Origin of the sequence: Pandoraea horticolens (assembly GCF_902459555.1) — a bacterium.
GTDB classification, from domain to species: Bacteria; Pseudomonadota; Gammaproteobacteria; order Burkholderiales; family Burkholderiaceae; genus Pandoraea; species Pandoraea horticolens.
On sequence record NZ_CABPSM010000013.1, the window covers coordinates 64,911 to 84,253 of the forward strand.

Here is a 19,343-nt window from a genome sequence, read left to right on the forward strand (position 1 = left end):
TCCCTCGCTTCTCTCGGAAGCGGCCATTCCGACTGAGAGCTAGCGAGCGTATTGGACCGTAATCGTCGCTTTTGCCAGTTCCTGGTAGTGAGCAAAAAAGCCGACCACTGCCGGCGTCGCAGTGCTATCAACGGGCAAATCGGGAACTTTGAGCGCAGCGACCGTGATGATGTAGCGATGACTCTCACCTTCAGGAGGACAGGGACCCAGGTACCCTGCCTTGCCGGTATCGTTTCGGATCGCCATTGCGCCTTTGGGAAGTCTGCCGACCTCGCTCCCGGCGCCAAGGCCGAGAGTGTGGACTCTCGCAGGCAAATTTGCTACGACCCAGTGCCAGAATCCCGAGCCGGTAGGCGCATCGGGATCGTACATCGTAACAAGAAAGCTCTTGGTTCCTGCCGGCTCACCGGACCAGCTGATAGCCGGCGAAATATTCCCACCGTGGCACCCGAAGCCATCGGATGTCTGAGCATTATTAAAGTGTCCGCCTGCAAGGTCATTGCTCTGGATTACAAAACCGCCTGCTATCGCATTGCTCATGACAACCAGCCCAGCAAAAAACGTGAAGATGAATTTACCAATTTTCATCGAGGATGCCTTTCAGAATAAGGATAACGAGCAACATTGATATTTGGATTGAATCAGGATTGTCGCAACGCTTACCACGGCGAACAAGGCAACGGCCGATACTGGTATGACCAATACCGGCATCCAAGCCAGTGGTTCTTTCGGAAAGGAATCAGGAATTTTCAAGATAACGCGCGAAGTGGAACGCTTCGTCAGAACTGCCAGTCAGCGAATAGGCGCGCCTCCAGTTGTCAGCCTGGCCGCGACCGTCGAACGTCTCAAACCGGCCGGACAGCGTCCGCTCGTTGAGACTGCTGCAATCGCTGGGCCAGGGAGGTTATTTAAACGGCTTCCTGCCTCGTCCCGGCTCATCGTCTATGCGACGTTCGCATTTGATCGACCACTGTAACAAATCCACTCTGAGATCGAAGTACGGTCGGCTCCAGCGTCTGACCCGCAACGCGATTGCGAACGTCGAAGTTGGCTTTCGGGCTCAATGACGCGTGCGACGCGTCCGTCCGGTCTCATTCGACATCTTCAGTGTCCTCACACTTCCGGCCAACTTTATCCAAGGCGTTCCGCAGCCCTACCCGCAGGGCGCTCAACGCACGACTCTTTTCCTCAAGTTCGTCGAGTTTTCTCTGTAGACATGCAACCTTCTGCTCTGTGTCGAAACCCGGGCTATCCCACACTTCGATGACCTCGCGAATTTCGGCGAGTGTGAAACCCAAAGCCTTCGCGTGGACCACCAGCCGAATCCGCTGCAACGAAACAGCGGAATAGCGCTTGTAGGTATTCGTTGCGTGAGGTTGCGTTGGCGTTTCCAGCAGCCCCAATCTTTCGTAGTAGCGAACCGTATCGCGAGATACGCCCGCCTGCTTGCTTAATTCACCAATGCGCATGCTGCCTCCGTCGAAATCGTAAACCCACATTAGGACTTGACCGTTGTCTATAGTCAACGGTTTACAGTCCTGTTCGTCTTTCACTCCTTCAACACGTCATGACCACTCATTTCGACTTTCGCGGAAAGACCGCACTCGTCACTGGTGCATCATCCGGGATCGGACGGGCATTTGCATACGCGCTCGCAGAACGAGGCGCCAAACTTCTGCTGGTGGCACGCTCGCACGACAAGCTGCGCGATCTCACAGAAGAATTGCGACGCGACTTTGCGTGCGAAGCAGATTTTCTGACTACCGACCTGAGCGCATCCGGTGCCGTAGATGCAATCGCCGACAGCCTCAGAGCATCGGGGACAATCGTCGATGTATTGATCAACAACGCTGGCTTTGCAGCATACGGGCGCTTCGAAACAATCCCCTTGTCGCGTCAACGCGATGAAGTACAGGTGAACTGCGTGGCGGCGGTCGCGTTGATGCACCTTGTCTTGCCAGGAATGCTGGCGAAATCGGATGGCGTGGTCGTCAATGTTGCATCGACGGCAGCACTTCAGCCCGACCCGTACATGGCAGTCTATGGTGCCACGAAAGCGTTCCTGCTTTCGTTTTCCGAAGCTGTTTGGGCCGAGAACCGCCATCGTGGGGTCAGGGTCGTCGCCTTGTGTCCGGGTGCGACGCAAACTGGCTTCTTTGACGTGGTTGGCGCTCAGGAGGCAGCCGTCGGGACACCAATGCCTATTGCCAAGGTTATTCAGGATGCGTTCCGGGCCGTGGACCGTAACAGAAGCCATCGCGTTGTCGGGACGAAAAATCGGCTCCTTGCCAATTTGCCCAGGCTACTGAGTCGTCAAGGCGTCGCTCGACTCGTTGAAAAAATCCTCAGACCGAAGCAATCTCGCGAACTCGGCGCGACGCCGAAACGGCTAGGTCCCCCACGTTAACAAATATGTCTGCGGTACTCGGAAAACCGTTGACGATTTCGAGGGTGGTGTCGAACGTCTTAAAGTGGCCAGTTCGCGTCTTTCGCGAGCGGCCGATGCCAACCACACTTTCCGATGATCGTTTGCCCACATGCAGATGAGAGATTCCCACCAAGCCCACTCGTCGGCCAGTCAAATGGCCTTCAACCCATCATCTGCGCGCCGGGCATATGAGCTATCAGGCCGACGATGCCGCCGGCGCGTTGCTGCCCGCGCGGCGACGGTACAGCCCGAGCGTCGCGCACAAGCCGCACAGCGCAGCGAAGCTCAGCCAGTAGCCGGGGGCGGCCTTGTCATGCAGGACCTGAATCAGATACGTCGATATCGCCGGCGTAAAGCCGCCGAACAGCGCCGTCGCGAGACTGAACGCCAGCGAGAAGCCCGCGACGCGCACTTCGACCGGCATCACTTCGGTGAGCGCGGCGACCATCGCGCCGTTATACATGCCGAAGAAGAACGAGAACCACAGCAGCACGATCAGCATGCGCGCGAAGCTCGGTGCATCGGCGAGCCAGGACAGCGCCGGATACGCCGTGAAGATCGTCAGCAAGGAAATGGCGAGCAGCAGCGACTTGCGGCCAATGCGGTCGGAGATCGTGCCGCCGATCGGCAGCCAGACGAAATTCGATGCAGCCACGAGCAGCGTCACCATCAGGCTGTCGGAGGTGGACAGCTTCAGCACCGACTTCCCGAAGGTCGGCGTATACACGGTGATGAGATAGAAGGTGGTGGTGGTCATCGCCGTCAGCAGCATGCCGCCGATGACGGTGCGCCAGTTGCCGAGCAGCATCGCAAAAATCTCGCGCGCCTGCGGATGATGCCGCCGCGCTTCGAACGCTTCGGTCTCCTGCAGCGAACGGCGCAGCATGAACAGGAACGGCACGATCACGCAGCCGACGAAAAACGGCACGCGCCAGCCCCATGCACCGATCTGCTGTGCGGACAGCCACTGGTTCAGCCCGTAACCGATCGCCGCCGCCACGACGATGGCGACCTGCTGGCTTGCCGACTGCCAACTCGTGTAAAAGCCCTTGTTACCGGGCGTCGCCATTTCCGCGAGATAGACAGACACACCGCCCAGTTCCGCGCCCGCCGAGAAGCCCTGCAACAGACGCCCGAGCAGCACGAGCGCTGGCGCGAGCAGGCCGATGGTCTCGTACCCGGGCACGCAAGCAATCAGAACGGTGCCGCTCGCCATGATCGACAGAGTAACGATCAGCCCGGTGCGCCGTCCGACCCTGTCGATATACGTGCCGAGAAAGATCGCGCCGAGCGGACGCATCAGAAAGCCCGCGCCGAACACGGCGAAGGTGAGCATCAGCGAGGCGAACTCACTGGTCGACGGGAAAAAGACCTTCGAGATCGATGTCGCGTAGAAGCCGAACAGAAAGAAATCGAACTGTTCGATGAAATTGCCGCTGGTCACGCGCAACACGGCGGCGGCCCTCGTCATGGGCGAAACGCCGGACGTAGCGGCGATCGATTCTGTGCGGTTCATTGTGTCTCCTGATTCTTATCTATGGTGATGGGTGCCCACGCGCCCTAGTGACTGCTAATCCGAGCCGAGGCTCAGTGTGTTGCGTTGCCGCTTCTCTATCGACGATTTGAGCAACGCCGCCGAGCGGAAGATGCCGTGCGCAAACTTGCCGTAAGGCAGCGTGGCGAACAGCGCCATCACGATGCCGAGATGAATCGCGAGCAGCGACGGCATCGCCGAGGTCGTGCGGAGTCCGAGCAGCGCGAGACCGGATGCGCTCGTCAGAAGCAGGAGCGCGATGAAGCCGCGGTCCATCGGACGCTGACGGGCATCGCCCCGCTCCGGAACGCGTTTCAGGTTCAGCCACAGCAGTCCCGCCGGCCCCGCGATCAGTCCGATGCCGCCCGCCGTTCCCAGCAGCACCGGCACGCTCAGAAACGGATACGGCGCCTCCAGACCGAATGCATAGTGATAGAACGTCGCGACTGCGGTTGCCGCAAAGCACAGCATGAAGCCGTAGAACGTCAGGTGATGGAAACGGCGCCGCACCAGCGTGAAGGCATCGCTCTCTTCGTTGCAGCCATCGCCGTGGCCTCCGTCCAGGTACTTGAGCGTCAGCGCGTTCCTGGCCGCTTCCGCGACGGCTGGCGCGCTCGCGCTCGCCGTTCCTGCCGACACGTCGCGCCAGAAGCGCCTGACGCCCAGACCGAGCGCGAGAATGGCGAGCAGGAAAACGGCGCCGAACATCGCCGCGAGCAGGTTGTGCGGGAAGATCGCGTAGAAGTTCGCTGGCGCGACATCGCTCGACAAGCCGCCGTGCAATACCGTACCGAGCAGCAGAAACAGCGCGAGTCCGGCCGCCAGTGCAACCGACAAAGTCAAGCCGTTTCGCTTGTACAGCGCGCCGAACGACGCGGGAAACGCGTATTCGGTGTAGGTTTCGAGCCGGACTTCGGCCATCGCTTTCGGCACGTTCACGCCGAATTCATGCGGCGGCGCGTATTGGCACGCGTGATAGCACGCGCCGCAGTTGTGGCAGAGATTCGCCAGATAGTTGACGTCCGCCTTGCCGAATTCCAGGCGGCGCGTCATGGCCGGGAACACGGCGCAGAAGCCTTCGCAGTAGCGGCAGGCGTTGCAGATCTGCATCTGCCGCGCCACTTCGGCTTCGCTGGCGCTCATCTGCACAATAGGGATCACGCGCGCGGCGCTGCTGTGCGAAGTTTTTTTCGTATCGACCGATAACGCCGTGCGCGTGCGTTCGGGTGCGAGCGGGTCAGACTGCTGCACTGGTTGTCTCCGTTGTCTTGAGTGCGGCGCGCGCGGCCTGCGTCCCGGCAATGCGCCCGAAGGCCGTGCCGATCGACATGCCGACGCCCGCTGTGTAGCCCTTACCGAGCACGTTCCCGGCCATCGTTTCGCCGGCTACGAACAGGTTCTCACTGGCTTTGCCGCCGAAGTGAACCTGCGCGCGGTCATTGGTCTTTAGTCCGAGATACGTGAATGTGATGCCTGGCCGCAACGCATAACCGTAGAACGGCGGCGTCTCGATGCGGCGCGCCCAATGCGTCTTGGGCGGCGCGAGGCCTTCGGTGTGGCAGTCGTCGAGCGCGGTGTGGTCGAAGGTGCCGTCGCGGCATGAATCGTTATAGCGCGTGAGCGTTTCCATGAAGCGCGCTTCCGGCAGCCCGAGCTTGCGCGCGAGTTCCGGTAGCGTGTTGGCCATTTCGCCCGGAAACACCGGCGGCATGAAGCGGCCAATTGCTTTCGAGTCAATGATCGAATAGCCGATCTGCCCTGGCTGATGCGCAACGAGCCGTCCCCATATTGCATAGCGCTTCGGCCAAAAATCCTCGCCTTCGTCGTAGAATCGCTCGGCGTCACGATTCACCACGACGCCCAGCGACACGCAGTCGATGCGCGTGCAGATGCCGCCGTCATACAGCGGCGCGCGTGCATCGATGGCGACGCAGTGCGACTGAGACGGGTCGCCGATCATGTCCGCACCGGCGTCGGTCATATGCTTGATGAGCACGCCCTTGTTGAAGCGCGTGCCGCGAATCAGGAAGTTGTCGGCGGGCCATTCACCGCGCTCGTTTTGCCCCCACGCTTCGCGCAGCCATTCGCGATTTGATTCAAAGCCGCCTGCCGCCAGCACACAGGCGCGCGCCTCGAAGCGCTGGCTGCCGCTGCGCGCCGCGATGAAGAGGCTGCCGTCGAGTTCAAGCGAATCGACGGGTGTTTCGTAGCGGATATCGACGCCGAGCGCTTCGGCACTGCGGTAATACGCGTTGACGAGCGCCTTGCCGCCCCCCATGAAGAACGCGTTGGTGCGTGCCACGTGCAGCGCACCGGACAGCGGCGGCTGGAAGCGCACGCCGTGTTTCTGCATCCATGGCCGGCACGACGATGACGCACGGATCGTCAGCCGCGCGAGATGCTCATTCGTGATGCCGCCGGTGACTTTCAGCAGGTCCTGCCAGAATTCCTCTTCCGGATAGGCATCGACGAGAACGTCTTGCGGCGCATCGTGCATGCAGCGCAGATTGCGCGTGTGTTGCGAGTTGCCGCCGCGCCATTCGCGCGGCGCGGATTCGAGAACCAGGACCGAGGCACCCGCCTCGCGCGCCATCAACGCGGCACACAGCGCGGCATTACCTCCTCCGATTACGAGCACATCGACCATCAGACTTGTCTCCTTGTGGACAAATCGTAAAGGTCTCGTGCCCGCGTCGCTACCAGCCAGCCGTCAAGGGGTCTTCACTTTTTGTAAAGGCTGAGGCTCCCGCAGCCGCGCGCCGGGCCAGCGCCCCTCCTGCACCAGTTGACGGGCGACATCGGCGAGTACTACGCGCGCAGCGAGAGCGGCGGGAGACAGTTCGTCGTCGGAGATGCTTGCGAGCATATTGGGCCGCGTGGCGTATTTCTCCGCGACGGGCACGCTCGTCAGTACCACGTTCTCGGGCCTTGCGAGCGCCGCGCCCGGCTGTATCGTCGCGCCGATGCCGGTGCGCACGAAGTCCATCAGGAGCGCAAGGCCGTCGACTTCGGCGACGATGTTGGGCTCGTACTCGGCGCGCCTGAACGCCGATAACAGCTGCGAACGCAGCCCGTGCGTGCCGCTAGGGAGAATCAGCGGAAGCCTGCCGAGATTTTTCAGCCGGACGGATGCGCTCGTCGGCATGCCATCGAGATCGCCCGCACCGATCAGGAACAGCCGCTCGTCCAGCAGCGGCAGCACGCTCCAACGTTGCGCGGGCTCCTCACGGAACAGCACGGCGAGATCGATCTGACGCGCGCTCAACATGGACGCAAGATAACCGGAGAGGCTTTCGACCATGTGCAGCCGCACATCGGGATAGCGCAAGCGCATGGCCTGCATGAATGCGACACCTAGCACGCTCGCCGTGCTCGGCGCCATGCCGACGCTGACATGGCCCGACAAACGAGCTGAGCGTGCAGCGAGCGCGGCATCGTCGATATGACGCAGCGCGAGTTGCGCCTGACGCCAGAACGCCAAACCTGCGTCGGTCGGAACGACACCGCCCGAGGTGCGTTGCAGCAGACGCGTGGACAGTTCGCCTTCGAGACGGCTGATCTGCTGACTCAATGCCGAGGTCACCACGCCGAGTTCCAGCGCTGCCTTGCCCATGCTTCCGTGTTCCACGACGCTGAGAAAATAACGTAGTTGTCTGATTTCCATTCCGTGATCGGTCAGAAGGATTAGGCGGATATTTTGACAGAACCCATCGTGGCCTTTCCAAAAGATATATCCTCGGCATAGGTGCCGCAGCGCGTCCCCCGTAGCGTCTGCTACCGGTGTGAAAACGGACTACGGTTCGGTTGAACGACCCGATCATGGCCGATTGCGGCCGATCACAAGCGTTTGCTTCCGACCCGTATCGGCCTATCGGTCAACATGTGTTGAAAGTCAGCTACCCGGATATAACGGCCATTGCTGCAAGCGAAGTTGGTCGGTAAGTAAAGAGCCGACTTGCCTCATCTACACCTGCAGTTGATTGCCTTATGAAAGAAGTACCCGAACGACGTTCGGGCGGAGGCATGGCATTGGGTTAGCTTTAGCGGAGACTCGCAAAGGTCGAGCGAATATCGCCTACCAGAGCATCCGGATTCTCCAGCGCGGCGAAATGGCCACCCTGCTGGTGTTCAGCAAAGTGCCGCACGTCGCTGTAGCGTTGTTCAATCCAGCGTCGCGATTTACGCACCTGTTCGCCAGCAAGCATGGTGAATCCAGATGGCACGACAATTGGACGATCGATGCGAGCCGCAGAGGACCAGTTGGATCGCTTTAATTCCCAATAGAGTCGTGCCGACGAAGCTGACGCATTGGGTATCCAATACAACATGATGTCGTCGAGTATTTCGTCGAGCGTAAAGGAAGCTTCTACGTTGCCTGCCGTACCACACGTGTCCTGGAACATTGCGTAAATCCACGCTGCCTGGGCGACTGGAGAATCTGCGAGCGCGTAGCCTATCGTCTGCGGTCGGGTCTGCTGCACCTGGGCGTATCCAGATAGCGTACTCCAGAAATACCGGGCACTGGCGAGCATGCCCTTTTCATCCGGCGTAGCGTCGCGGATTTCGTCTGGCGTGGGCATGAACATCGCGAAGTTCAGATGGATACCGATAAGCTCGGGGAGCGCCAGTGACGCGACCTCGTCGGTCACACCTGCGCCAAAATCGCCGCCCTGCATAGCCCAGCGTTCGTAGCCAAGCCGCCGCATCAGCTCAACGTAAGTACGCCCAATGCGAGACATATCCCACCCGGGTTCGCTCGGTTTGCCGGAGAAGCCAAATCCAGGCATTGACGGAATGACGAGGTGAAACGCCTGCTTCGGATCGTCGCCATGTGCGGCGGGATTGCTGAGCGGCGCTATCACCTTGCGGAATTCAAGCACAGAGCCGGGCCAACCATGCGCCATCAGCAAGGGAATCGCGTCAGGCTCAGGTGACCGAATGTGAAGAAAATGGATGTCCAGGCCGTCAATGGTCGTCTTGAACTGCCCGAAGTCATTCAACATCGACTCGCAGCGACGCCAGTCGTAACCGTCCATCCAATGCGCGACCAGTGCCTGCAGCTTTAAGAGTTGCGGACCCTGGCTCGTGTCATTGACGGTTTCACGGTCTGGCCAGCGCGCCCGCTGCAGTCGCCCGCGCAACTCGGACAGCTCCTGCCCAGACACATTGAGCTGAAACGGCTTGATCAGATCACTCATCGCGTGCTGCCCCTGGTTATGTAGTAACGTTTCATGAAGTCGAGGAGCGATGTCGGCCGCACTGTCGGATATTGGTCATTTGCGATGTCGCGCAAAGTCCCTTCGCCCGACATCATCGGTAGCAGATACTGGAGCGGCAGCATTGCCATCGGATGAGCACCGGCCTTCGCCATTCGCCGTAGTTCGGCATATCCGTCTGCGATCGAGCCTCGACGCACCCGACGAAGCTCCTTGCCCGTTGCCGCTGCATAGTCACCTGCAATCTGAGCAATGGTGCGGCAATCACCTGCCACGGACACTATCCTGTTAACCGCCGCAGGATCCTCGACGGCAGCCACTATCCAAGCTGCAACGTCTTTCATGGAGGTGAAATCGAGGGCCACTTCATCGTCTCCCCAGTAAGTGATCGTGCCCGCCTCGGCGTCGATCAGACCGGGGTTGGAGAACACGGCCTCCATGAATCCACCGTTCAGGATGTGGGTATAGCCGATGCCACTCGGGGCGACCTTGCGATCGAAGGTCCGCCGCATGTCGAGATAAGGGTTAAGGCCCTCAGGGATTGAGAACAGGTTCTCAGAGAAGTCTGACGGAACAAATCGCCCGACGCCCGCCGCGAGCGCTGCCTCAAGCAACCGGGACTGACCGTCAATGATGGTATCAGGGCCACCCTGAACTGCTGAAATAATGGTACCGACGCCTGCACAGGCGTGCTTGAGGCTGAGCGGGTCGTCCAGGTCCATATTGACGACGGTTACGCCGTTCGCTATCCACCCTCTTGCCCGATTGCCGTGTTTGCCTGCTGAACCGCCGCGAACACCCGCACGGATCTCCCTGGCGGGCCGTGTGCGAAGTAACGCATCGATGATTCGGTGCCCCAGATCGCCGGCGGCGCCGGCGATCAAATAGCTCGTGTGAGTGTTCTCCATTTCTCCCTCGGTTCGTCATGACGCGCGGTGTATGTCGTCGGGGAGAAGTCTAGGGCGTTCCGAGTTTGAATATAAGATAGCTTAATCGCGACTCACTGTTCCGGAAAACGACACGAAATGGACCAGGCCGACCTCATCATATTTCTTCGATTAGCCGATAGCGGAAGCCTTTCGGGCACGGCACGGATGCTGAAGTCCCCCAAATCGTCCGTAAGCCGGGCGCTCTTACGATTGGAAACAGAGATTGGATCAGCGCTCTTCGACCGGTCCACACGACACTTCAGGCTAACTGACGCGGGAAAACTGCTACTACCCTACGCGTCGCGGGCAGTTCACGACCTGCAGGAAGCACAGGCAATCATCGATGGTTACGCGGGGGAGCCACGCGGGCTGCTACGTATTAACACAACGCAATCGTTCGCACAGGGACTCATTGCGCCCATGCTGCCTGACTTTCTCGACCGCTATCCGGAACTGACCGTCGAGCTAACCACGGACTCAAATTACGTTGACATTGCGCGCGAAGGTATCGACGTAGCGGTGCGCGTCGGCACACTTCCTGACTCGTCGCTCATCGCTCGCAGACTGCCACCGGTCGAATTGTGGCTATGCGCAAGTCCATTCTACCTATCGCGGTCGGGCGTTCCGACGGAGGCAACTGAACTTCATGGACATAGGCTCGTCGTTCGGGAGGCACCCACGAGCTGGGTCTTTCAGGATGGCCAAACGGAATTGACCGTACAGCCGCGAGGTTCGGCAATCATCCCGGACGCGGCTGCGCAGAAGATCGTTCTTGAAGGCGGCGGCGGGATTGGTTTTCTTCCAAGCTACCTCGCGGCTCCCGCCTTGACGGCCGGTACCCTGGTGCGGGTGCTTCCGTCATTGAGACGAGAACCCATTGAGCTTCACGCGCTGTATCCGACTCACCGCAGCATGTCAGCAAAGGTCCGCGCCTTCATTGATGCCCTGATTGGTCACCTTGATACGGTCAAGCTAACGTGCTCTCGCAACTAACAACTGTCCTCCGTAGGCGAGCATCGACGCATTGCTAGCGGCAAGTGCCGAACGAAAGCACGGACTGAACGTCGCTTAGCTGCGTGCCGCAGACCCTTGAATGTCCGGCGCCTTCGCCCGTCGACTGACCGGCATTGGCCGGACAGCGTCCGAGAGCCGTCCGGTCGCGTCGGTCACACGTCGGTTTGCTCCGCCATCCCAATTGGCGTCGTCGACCTCAATGCCGATATCCACTCAGGGAATATCGCTGCATCCATCGGAACGCCTTTACCATTCGGCTCACTCCACAATGCAAGGCTACCGAGGAGTGAGCCGAGTTCTTCCGGGCGGTCGGACCGCTCCCATTCCCTCTCGAGAAACTCGAACATGATGAGGTACGCCCGGCGCAACGTAACAGGCGTTTCCATTGATGGATCGCAGTGGACGACCAAGGCGCCTACATCCCCAACGCCTCGAGCCACGGAAATACTTTTCCCGCAGTCTTCCGCGTATGTCGCGACCGGTGTAACGCCACCGGCCGTTCACACGGCAAAAACCGCCCGCGCCCTGGCGCATCAGCAACGAACCCGGTATCGCGCTGCCACACGGCATCGCCGCGCGAAATCGTGATGCCCGGCCACGCGCGCACCAGACGCCCCTCATACGGCGTGTAATCAACGTTGTGATGCAGGTCCGCGTTGCAGATAGGACGCGGCTCGAACGTGTCCCAGATCACCAGATCGGCATCGGCGCCAATGGCGATCGTGCCTTTGCGCGGATGCAGGCCATACAGCTTGGCCGGCCCCGTCGATGTCATCTCGACAAACCGGTTCACGTCGATGCGCCCAGCCAGCACGCCCTCGGAAAACAGCAGCGCGAGCCTCGTCTCCAGACCGGGGATGCCGTTCGGCACCTTGTCGAATGTGGCTTGCTCGCCGTGCGCCTTCTTGCCATGCGGACCCTCGAAACGAAACGGCGCGTGGTCCGATGAAAAAACGCTGAACACACCATGATCGAGCGCGCGCCATACGGCATCCTGGTTCGCGGCATCGCGCGGCGGCGGACTGCAAATGCACTTCGCGCCTTCGAAGCCTTCGAGCGCGAGGTCGTCTTCGGTCAGAAACAGATACTGCGGGCAGGTTTCGGCGTAGATCGGCGCCCCGCGCCACTGCGCCTGCTGGATCTGCTCGATCGCCTCGCGTCCTGACACATGCACAATCAGCACAGGCGTATCGAGCATTTCCGATAGGGAAATTGCCCGATGCGTCGCCTCGCGCTCGACTACTGGCACACGCGAGAGCGCGTGATACGACGGGGCCGTCAGGCCGCGCGCCAGCATGCGCTCCGTCAGCCAGGCGATGCAGTCGGCGTTCTCGGCATGGATCATCGTCATCGCCCGCTCGCGTCGTGCGATCGCCAACAGATCGAGGATCTGCCGGTCGTTCAGTTTGAGCGCGTCGTACGTCATATAGATCTTGAACGACGTATAGCCACGCGCGATCAGCGCAGGCAGTTCGCGCTCCAACACATCCGGCGTCGGATCGGTAACGATCAGATGAAACGCGTAATCGATCAGCGCGCGCCCTTGTGCGCGCCGATGATAGTCGTCGACGGCCGCCTGCAAGGTGCCGCCACGCTGCTGGCAGGCAAATGGAATCACCGTCGTCGTACCGCCGCAGGCGGCCGAGCGCGTGCCGCTTGCAAAGTCGTCGGCCATCACGGAGCCGTCTCCGGTCGGCTGGTCGAGATGGCAATGCGCGTCGACGCCGCCCGGCAGCACCCAGCGCCCTGCCGCATCGATCTCGCGCGCGCCGCGTGGCAACTGTGCGCCAAGCATGACGATCACGCCGTTGGCGATGCCGATGTCGGCGTTGAACACGTCGGCGCCTGTCGCGATGCGGGCGTTGCGCACGACGAGGTCGAGGCACACGTCATCGTTCATGCGACCTCCGTGAACAACCGCCCCCAGCCGCGCACGCGCGACGGATCCATGCCCGTCAGCCGCAGCGCCTTCCAGACCACGGTTGCGATCGTGTCGTACACCGGAATGCCGAGTGACTGCTCCAGTTCCTCGACGAGCGGCGCGCCCCGCAGGTTGGTGCAGAAGATCGTGATCGCATCTGGCTTCGCCTCGGCGACCTCGTGCACCATGCGGCGGATTTCGTCGCCGCTCACCTCGGAGAACGAGAAGTTGTCCTGCTTGCGCAAATGCCGTTCCGCCACGCACTCGAAGCCGCTCTTCGCGTAGTTTTCGATGATGCGCTCCTGCACATTGTCGAGATACGGCGTGACGAGACCGAAACGGCGCACGCCGGTCATCGTGAAGATTTCGTTTAGCGCTAGCACCGAGGTGCAAGCGGGAATGCCGGTGCGTTCAGTGATGCGCTCGCATAGCCGTTCATCGGCGTCGAAACCGAGCCAGCCAGACGAGGTGCCATTCCAGCCGATCACATCGAGCTTCGCGTGGGACAGCAATTCGGCGGCCGCGAGGATTTCGCTGTCGTCGAACTGCGAGAGTGCCTGTTGCGATAACGCAATCTCCGTGACACGAAAGCGACCGAAATGCACGCTCGCTTCGGGCAGCCCGTCGAGCATGGAGGAGGTAACGGGCTCAAGCGTCGTATTCGACGACGGTGTGAGCATGCCAAGCAGAATGCGTGCAGTCATGTTGATCGATGCAGATGATTGATGGTCTCGATTATTGGAACCGGCGGCTAGGGATCCGGGTCAGGCAGCCTGCCGCGCGAGCCGGTTGGCCGCTGCGGCTTCTTCGCGGATCAGCGCCAGCACGTGCCGCTTGAGATCGTTGAAACGCGGCGATGTGATATCGCGCGGCCGCGGCAAATCCACCGGAATCAGTTCGCGGATACGGCCGGGCCGATGTGTCATCACGGCGACCTGAGTACCGAGCAGCAAGGCCTCATCGACGCTGTGAGTGACGAATACGATCGTCGAACGCGACTTCTGCCAGATCGTGACGAGTTCCTCCTGAATCTCCGACTTGGTCTGCGCATCGAGCGCGGCGAACGGCTCGTCCATCAGAATCACGCCAGGATTCAGCAGCAACGCGCGCGCAATGCCGACGCGCTGGCTCATCCCGCCCGACAGCTCTGCCGGATAGTGATGCTCGAAACCCGTCAAACCGACGAGGTCGATATACGGCTGCGCGAGCGCGTACCGCTCTTTCTTCGAGCGCCCCTGCAGTTTGTGATAGAACGCGACGTTCTCCCACACCGGCAACCACGGCATCAACGTGGCCTGCTGGAAGACCATGCCGCGATCGGCGCCGGGCGCATCCACCGCGCGGCCGCCGACGCGCACCGTGCCGCTGGTGGGCTTCTCGAAACCGGCGATCATATTGAGCAAGGTCGACTTCCCGCAGCCCGACGGGCCGAGCAGGCACAGCAACTCCTCTTTCTCCAGACTCAACGAAACGTGATCGAGCGTGACGAGGTTCGTACCGCGCTTCGCATCGGCGAAAATCTTGGTGATATCGTCGAATTCGACGTAGGACATGATCAGACTCCTTCGATGACTCGTGTTCAGCGGTGGCCGGCGTTGGCGCCGCGGTGTTGCCAATGCAGCACGGCGCCCATCAGGCGCTTCATGCCTAGATCGGACAGGTAGCCCAGCAGGCCGATGCTCACCATCGCCGCGATCACGAGGTCGTAGCGCAGGAAGTAATACGAGTCCCACAGCGCGTAGCCGAGTCCGCTCTTCACCGCAACCATTTCGGCGGTCACGGTCAGCATCCATGCAGAGCCGATAGCGATGCGCAAGCCGGCGAAGATGCTCGGCAGCGCAGCCGGCAGGATGATGAAGCGCAGCAATTGCAGCTGTGTCGAGCCCATCATCGCGGCGGCACGGATCAGGTTGCGATCAGCGGCTTTCACGCCGTGGATCGTGTTCATCAGAATGGGGAAGAACGCACCGAGAAACACAAGGAAAATCGCCGGCTTGTTGGCGATACCGAACCAGATGATCGCGAGCGGGATCCACGAGACTGGCGGAATCGGCCGCAGCATCTGCAGCGTCGGCTCCACGGCCTGCTCGACCCAGCGCCACCAGCCGATCGCAATGCCAAGCAGGATGCCGGACAAGGCGGCGATCGCGTAGCCCGACAACACACGCGTGAGGCTCGCAGCGGCGTCGAAAAGCCAACGTCCACTGTAGGATTGCGATGCCCCGTCGGTCGCAAACAGCCAGTCGGCCCAGGTGACGATCACACGCGACGGCGCCGGCAGTAACGAGGCCGGAATGATCCCGGAGCGCGAGAACACTTCCCAGAACACGATCAGAACGACCGGCACGAAGAACCTGATGAAGCCGGCGCGCGCCTGAGCGCCCGACTTCGCGAAAGTAAGAGCCAATTGGGTTCTCCTGTTGGCGAAGGCCGCGTCAGCGTGCTTCGCGGATGCGCCCGTGGCAGAAGCTCGAGACATGAGTGTCCTCCCGACTTAGTAACCCAGCGCCGTCTTCGGCTGACCGGTTGCTTCGCTTAGAAAGGTGTAGTTCATGTTCTTTTCGATGCCACCCGTCACATCAGTCGAGACATAGCGCAGATCCTTCATCATCTTCGCGATGGCGACGGTCTGTGTGCGGTACATGTGGTAGTCCGGATAGGCGTTCTTCAGCGACTCGATGGCCACCGTTTTATCGAGCGCGGTGTACTTCTTGATCGAATCGAGCCAAGCGGTTTTATCGGTCTTCAGACTGTCGACCATCTTGACCACCGCGGCGACCGTCGCCCTGACCTCTTCCGGGTGATCCTTAATCATGTCCGAGCGCGTGACGATCAGATTGCTCAGCTTGCCGGCGGCCTGCTCGTACGGGAAATTGAACAGCTTGCCCGCGCCGGACAAACGGATCTGCGACGCGAACGGCTCGACCGAGCAGATCAAATCGATCTCGCCGCGCTGCAATGCGCCCACGTGGTCGGCCGGATTCGGGATGTTAATGAACTGTACGTCCTTGTTCGGATCGATGCCGTGCATCTGCAATTCGCCGCGCATGTGCAAATCCTGCGCGTTGCCGCGCGAGGCGGCGATCTTCAACGGTGTGCCCTTCGCCTTGGCATCGTCGACGAGTTTTTTCAAGCCCGCCCAGTCATCCTGCTTCAGGTTGAGCCCGTTGCGCATCACGATCGCAGAGCCACCGTTCACTTGACCCGATACCGCGACCACGTCGAGCCCGCGATCCAGCGCGGTGACGAAATGCAGATACGTGACCTGCGCGATGTCTACGCTGCGAGAGACAAGCGCGGTCAGCACGTCGTTGCCGGAAGTGAAATTGATGGCGTCGATCTTCACGGTTTTCGTGAACTGCGGCACCAGCGCCATCGACAGGCACTGCGCGCATTTCGCAAAACCAAGTTTCACTTCCGGCGTCGCGCCGCTGGACTGCGCGTGAACCGGAGACGTGATGGCGAGGCCGACAAACGCGGCAACGAGCAATGCTTGACGAAACATGAGTGCTTCTCCTCGAATATGTCCGCCGGATGGCGTGCCGAAGTCATACGCAATATTTGTGCCAACAATGTTCAACGATTTTGTATGCAAAATAGATTAACTATGTATTCGCTTTTCAGGCTTGGCGAAATGCTCGGCACGAACCGTAGTCGAATAGGCGTTCCCTGACCGAACGAGTGGCGGCACGCTCGTCCGCAATGTTTCGCACTGGTGCGCTCGGTGCCGCATCGCGGTGCACGCTTCCCAGGTTGGGGCGAAGCGACGGCGAGCACCGTCATGGCCAGACGTCTTTATGTACACAAAAATTTCGCCGATTGTTCTATCATTACCCCAAACATCCAGTGACGAGACCTATCTTGCCCCGCACATCTACGCCACCCGCCAGCAGAAGCACCGAACCTCGAACGCCCTATTCGAACGAGGAGATTTACGCGCGCATCCAGAAGGCGGTGCTTGAGCATCGGCTCGCGCCCGGCACCAAACTGATAGAAGAAAGGCTTGCAGAAGTTTCCGGCGTGAGCCGCACCAAGATACGTGAGGTATTGAACAAGCTCGCCCATGAGGGGCTCGTCACGCTGGTGCCGAATCGCGGCGCGTTTATCGCGAGTCCGAGCGTCGAACAGGCGCGTGACGTGTTCGTCACGCGCCGCATGATCGAGCCGGAGATGGCACGCCTCCTCAGCGAACGGGCAACGCCCGCGCAAGTCCGCGCGCTGCGCAAACACGTCAAGCTCGAAGGCGACGCACGCAAACGCAACGACAGGCCGGCGATCATCCGGCTGTCGGGGGAATTCCACGTATTGGTCGCCGAGATGGTCGGCAATGAAATTCTGGTACGCATGATGCGCGAACTCGCGCCGCTCACGTGCCTAGTGATCACCCTCTACGACAAACCGAACGCACCGGCCTGTCCGCATCACGAGCACGACGATCTGATCGACGCGATCGAAGCGCACGACGGTGCACGCGCGGCCGCATGCATGCTCGAGCATCTGCAGCATATCGAGGCGACGTTGAACTTCGGGGTCCTAAAGGAGGCTTCGCCGGATATCGAAGCGATCTTTTCCTGAGACGTTGGCATACGGCCATCGCAAGTGGGGGGAGGCGTTGGCCAAGAAAAATGCCCCTGATAGACGATGGAACGCGTCGACATACCGCCCCCCGAAAAACGGTAGCGCGTAATCGACGCGCCCAACGAGGCCGGCGCCTCGACGTCAGCGATGGGAAGGCTTGATATTCTGGTTGTGACGGAACAGGTTATGCGGGTCATACCGGGTTTTCGCTGCGACGAGACGCTCGTAGTTCGGACCATAGGCCGCACCGATACGCTCCGCTTCGTCCTGCGTCAGGAAGTTGACGTACGCGCTACCCAGCGCAAAGGGCGCGGCCGCTTCAAAAAATGCGCGTGCCCATGCGATACATCGCGCATCGTCGTTCGCGTCGTCCCAGCGTCCGTGCACGTTCATGACATATTGTGTATCGCGGCTCGGATAGGCCGTGGCATCCGCCGGATAGCGAGCTGTCTGCCCCCCGATCTGCCCGAAGAAGATTTCGCATTGCGGCGACGGTAGCTTGCCAATGGCGTCGATCAACACGTCCAGCAGCCCATCCGGCAATTCGGCCAGATTGTGCGATTTCCAGTAATTGCGGGCGCCGGGGGTCAACAACGGATCGAATGCCTGCTGCCACATCGCATACGGCATCGGGCCGAGGTGTTCTCCGTATGGGGTACCGAAGCGGCGCACAACCTCTAACGCTGCCGGGCCGTCTTCGAGAGCGCCTGTGTAGCAGCTTGCAAAAGCGACAACCGGTTTGCCGTGGACATCCTCCGGCAGGAACGGCAGCGGCGGTGCAAGGCGCAGCACGGCCCATACAGAGAGTGTGTCCGGCATTTCGTTCGCGGCAACGCGATATTTCCCGAGCGCCTCTTTCGCCTGTTCCATCGGCAGTACGACAAGGCCACCGAACACCTCCGGCCCCACAGGGTGCAGCCGGAATTCGAACATCGTGACGACGCCGAAATTGCCTCCGCCACCGCGAATCGCCCAGAAGAGGTCCTCATGCGTATCGGCAGCGGTGTGAACCAGTTCCCCGTCGGCGGTGACGACATCCGCCGAGACGAGATTGTCGACCGTCATTCCGTATTTTCGACTGAGCCAGCCGAACCCGCCGCCGAGCGTCAAGCCCGACACGCCGGTCGTCGAGTTGATCCCCAGCGGCGTCGCCAACCCGAACGCCTGTGCTTCGTGGTCGAAATCGCGAAGCGTGGCTCCTGGTTCGACGTAGGCGCGACGCGCAACCGGATCGACACGCACCGATTTCATCGGCGACAGATCGATCATCAGTCCGTCGTCGCAGACAGCGGTACCGGCGATGTTGTGCGCACCGCCACGCACGGCAAGCGGCAGGTTGTTATCGCGCGCGAAGACCACCGCGCGGCGGACATCCGCGACGCCCGCACAGCGCACGATCACCGCCGGGCGGCGGTCAATCATGGCATTCCAGAGGCGTCGCGACTGATCGAAATCGGCATCCCCCGGCCGCAATACCTGGCCTCTGGTCGCCGCGCTTAGTGCTTCGATTGCATTGTTGGTTAGCTTGGCCATGAAACACCTCATGCCGTGGGAACCATATCCGAGGCAATCACAGGGAGACTCGACAGATCTCGAAGGCCTGCCCGCTTCAAAAGAGGACGACAATACGCGTCGCCATCGGTGACTCTGTGTCGCTAATCTGTGAAGAGGGGCATTGTCGCCACAGCGACGATAGGCGGCTATGGCCAACGAAGATCAGGCG

At 60.7% G+C, this 19,343-nt stretch carries 18 protein-coding genes; 4 read left to right on the forward strand and 14 right to left on the reverse strand.

The genetic code is table 11. The features are described 5' to 3' along the window. Positions 1–39 precede the first annotated feature (39 nt). On the reverse strand, positions 40–588 hold the full coding sequence (locus PHO31112_RS19635; protein ID WP_246178399.1) for a YbhB/YbcL family Raf kinase inhibitor-like protein: 549 nt from the start codon (positions 586–588) through the stop codon (positions 40–42). Between the two features lie 106 nt (positions 589–694). On the opposite strand from PHO31112_RS19635, the gene PHO31112_RS19640 reads away from it, so the two are divergent. After that, positions 695–976 (forward strand): hypothetical protein, encoded by a 282-nt coding sequence (locus PHO31112_RS19640; protein ID WP_150622225.1) that lies wholly within the window; start codon positions 695–697, stop codon positions 974–976. Positions 977–1,091: 115 nt separating this feature from the next. On the opposite strand, the gene PHO31112_RS19645 is transcribed toward PHO31112_RS19640, so the two are convergent. Then, positions 1,092–1,469: a MerR family transcriptional regulator gene (locus PHO31112_RS19645; protein ID WP_150622227.1), complete on the reverse strand. Its 378-nt coding sequence runs from the start codon at positions 1,467–1,469 to the stop codon at positions 1,092–1,094. Positions 1,470–1,567: 98 nt separating this feature from the next. Here PHO31112_RS19645 and PHO31112_RS19650 point away from each other — a divergent pair, with 98 nt between their 5' ends. Further along, positions 1,568–2,407, forward strand: coding sequence for an SDR family NAD(P)-dependent oxidoreductase (locus PHO31112_RS19650; protein WP_150622229.1), 840 nt, complete (start codon positions 1,568–1,570; stop codon positions 2,405–2,407). Between the two features lie 217 nt (positions 2,408–2,624). Here PHO31112_RS19650 and tcuC read toward each other — a convergent pair whose 3' ends face one another. From tcuC to PHO31112_RS19680, 6 genes are all read right to left on the reverse strand, one after another. Then, a complete protein-coding gene (gene tcuC / locus PHO31112_RS19655; protein WP_150622231.1) occupies positions 2,625–3,944 on the reverse strand; it encodes an MFS transporter in 1,320 nt (439 codons plus the stop codon). Between the two features lie 54 nt (positions 3,945–3,998). Next, the gene (gene tcuB / locus PHO31112_RS19660) at positions 3,999–5,213 is read right to left on the reverse strand and encodes a tricarballylate utilization 4Fe-4S protein TcuB (protein WP_150622233.1); all 1,215 of its coding nucleotides are present in this window, start codon (positions 5,211–5,213) and stop codon (positions 3,999–4,001) included. Further along, entirely contained in the window at positions 5,200–6,609 is a 1,410-nt protein-coding gene (tcuA, locus tag PHO31112_RS19665; RefSeq protein WP_150622235.1) for an FAD-dependent tricarballylate dehydrogenase TcuA, read from the reverse strand. Before tcuA ends, tcuB begins: the two co-directional genes overlap by 14 nt. A gap of 63 nt (positions 6,610–6,672) precedes the next feature. Then, the gene (locus tag PHO31112_RS19670; protein ID WP_150622237.1) at positions 6,673–7,626 is read right to left on the reverse strand and encodes a LysR family transcriptional regulator; all 954 of its coding nucleotides are present in this window, start codon (positions 7,624–7,626) and stop codon (positions 6,673–6,675) included. Positions 7,627–8,002: 376 nt separating this feature from the next. Next, positions 8,003–9,160, reverse strand: coding sequence for an epoxide hydrolase family protein (locus PHO31112_RS19675; RefSeq protein WP_150622239.1), 1,158 nt, complete (start codon positions 9,158–9,160; stop codon positions 8,003–8,005). Continuing rightward, entirely contained in the window at positions 9,157–10,086 is a 930-nt protein-coding gene (locus PHO31112_RS19680; RefSeq protein WP_150622241.1) for an NmrA family NAD(P)-binding protein, read from the reverse strand. The genes PHO31112_RS19675 and PHO31112_RS19680 overlap by 4 nt, the downstream gene beginning before the upstream one ends. 117 nt (positions 10,087–10,203) lie before the next feature. On the opposite strand from PHO31112_RS19680, the gene PHO31112_RS19685 reads away from it, so the two are divergent. Next, positions 10,204–11,100, forward strand: a complete 897-nt coding sequence (locus PHO31112_RS19685) for a LysR family transcriptional regulator (RefSeq protein WP_150622244.1) — start codon at positions 10,204–10,206, stop codon at positions 11,098–11,100. A gap of 436 nt (positions 11,101–11,536) precedes the next feature. On the opposite strand, the gene hydA is transcribed toward PHO31112_RS19685, so the two are convergent. From hydA to PHO31112_RS19710, 5 genes are all read right to left on the reverse strand, one after another. Beyond that, a complete protein-coding gene (gene hydA / locus PHO31112_RS19690) occupies positions 11,537–13,021 on the reverse strand; it encodes a dihydropyrimidinase (protein ID WP_150622246.1) in 1,485 nt (494 codons plus the stop codon). Beyond that, the gene (locus tag PHO31112_RS19695) at positions 13,018–13,746 is read right to left on the reverse strand and encodes a maleate cis-trans isomerase family protein (RefSeq protein ID WP_150622248.1); all 729 of its coding nucleotides are present in this window, start codon (positions 13,744–13,746) and stop codon (positions 13,018–13,020) included. Before PHO31112_RS19695 ends, hydA begins: the two co-directional genes overlap by 4 nt. A 60-nt stretch (positions 13,747–13,806) precedes the next feature. Further along, the gene (locus PHO31112_RS19700; RefSeq protein WP_150622250.1) at positions 13,807–14,595 is read right to left on the reverse strand and encodes an ABC transporter ATP-binding protein; all 789 of its coding nucleotides are present in this window, start codon (positions 14,593–14,595) and stop codon (positions 13,807–13,809) included. 26 nt (positions 14,596–14,621) lie between these two features. Beyond that, on the reverse strand, positions 14,622–15,449 hold the full coding sequence (locus tag PHO31112_RS19705) for an ABC transporter permease (protein ID WP_246178400.1): 828 nt from the start codon (positions 15,447–15,449) through the stop codon (positions 14,622–14,624). A gap of 87 nt (positions 15,450–15,536) precedes the next feature. Next, entirely contained in the window at positions 15,537–16,547 is a 1,011-nt protein-coding gene (locus PHO31112_RS19710) for an ABC transporter substrate-binding protein (protein ID WP_150622254.1), read from the reverse strand. A gap of 356 nt (positions 16,548–16,903) precedes the next feature. On the opposite strand from PHO31112_RS19710, the gene PHO31112_RS19715 reads away from it, so the two are divergent. Further along, positions 16,904–17,617, forward strand: coding sequence for a GntR family transcriptional regulator (locus tag PHO31112_RS19715; protein WP_174995796.1), 714 nt, complete (start codon positions 16,904–16,906; stop codon positions 17,615–17,617). Between the two features lie 144 nt (positions 17,618–17,761). Here PHO31112_RS19715 and PHO31112_RS19720 read toward each other — a convergent pair whose 3' ends face one another. Beyond that, positions 17,762–19,153, reverse strand: coding sequence for an FAD-binding oxidoreductase (locus PHO31112_RS19720; RefSeq protein ID WP_150622256.1), 1,392 nt, complete (start codon positions 19,151–19,153; stop codon positions 17,762–17,764). Positions 19,154–19,343: the final 190 nt, after the last annotated feature.

What these genes read in the sequence shown, in the direction of transcription:
- PHO31112_RS19635 (WP_246178399.1), bottom strand. Translation starts at nt 588, where the DNA reads ATGAAAATTGGTAAATTCATCTTCACGTTTTTTGCTGGGCTGGTTGTC.
- PHO31112_RS19645 (WP_150622227.1), bottom strand. Translation starts at nt 1,469, where the DNA reads ATGCGCATTGGTGAATTAAGCAAGCAGGCGGGCGTATCTCGCGATACG.
- PHO31112_RS19710 (WP_150622254.1), bottom strand. Translation starts at nt 16,547, where the DNA reads ATGTTTCGTCAAGCATTGCTCGTTGCCGCGTTTGTCGGCCTCGCCATC.
- PHO31112_RS19720 (WP_150622256.1), bottom strand. Translation starts at nt 19,153, where the DNA reads ATGGCCAAGCTAACCAACAATGCAATCGAAGCACTAAGCGCGGCGACC.
- PHO31112_RS19640 (WP_150622225.1), top strand. Translation starts at nt 695, where the DNA reads ATGACCAATACCGGCATCCAAGCCAGTGGTTCTTTCGGAAAGGAATCA.
- PHO31112_RS19680 (WP_150622241.1), bottom strand. Translation starts at nt 10,086, where the DNA reads ATGGAGAACACTCACACGAGCTATTTGATCGCCGGCGCCGCCGGCGAT.
- PHO31112_RS19700 (WP_150622250.1), bottom strand. Translation starts at nt 14,595, where the DNA reads ATGTCCTACGTCGAATTCGACGATATCACCAAGATTTTCGCCGATGCG.
- PHO31112_RS19675 (WP_150622239.1), bottom strand. Translation starts at nt 9,160, where the DNA reads ATGAGTGATCTGATCAAGCCGTTTCAGCTCAATGTGTCTGGGCAGGAG.
- tcuC (WP_150622231.1), bottom strand. Translation starts at nt 3,944, where the DNA reads ATGAACCGCACAGAATCGATCGCCGCTACGTCCGGCGTTTCGCCCATG.
- PHO31112_RS19650 (WP_150622229.1), top strand. Translation starts at nt 1,568, where the DNA reads ATGACCACTCATTTCGACTTTCGCGGAAAGACCGCACTCGTCACTGGT.
- hydA (WP_150622246.1), bottom strand. Translation starts at nt 13,021, where the DNA reads ATGAACGATGACGTGTGCCTCGACCTCGTCGTGCGCAACGCCCGCATC.
- PHO31112_RS19670 (WP_150622237.1), bottom strand. Translation starts at nt 7,626, where the DNA reads ATGGAAATCAGACAACTACGTTATTTTCTCAGCGTCGTGGAACACGGA.
- PHO31112_RS19695 (WP_150622248.1), bottom strand. Translation starts at nt 13,746, where the DNA reads ATGACTGCACGCATTCTGCTTGGCATGCTCACACCGTCGTCGAATACG.
- tcuA (WP_150622235.1), bottom strand. Translation starts at nt 6,609, where the DNA reads ATGGTCGATGTGCTCGTAATCGGAGGAGGTAATGCCGCGCTGTGTGCC.
- PHO31112_RS19685 (WP_150622244.1), top strand. Translation starts at nt 10,204, where the DNA reads ATGGACCAGGCCGACCTCATCATATTTCTTCGATTAGCCGATAGCGGA.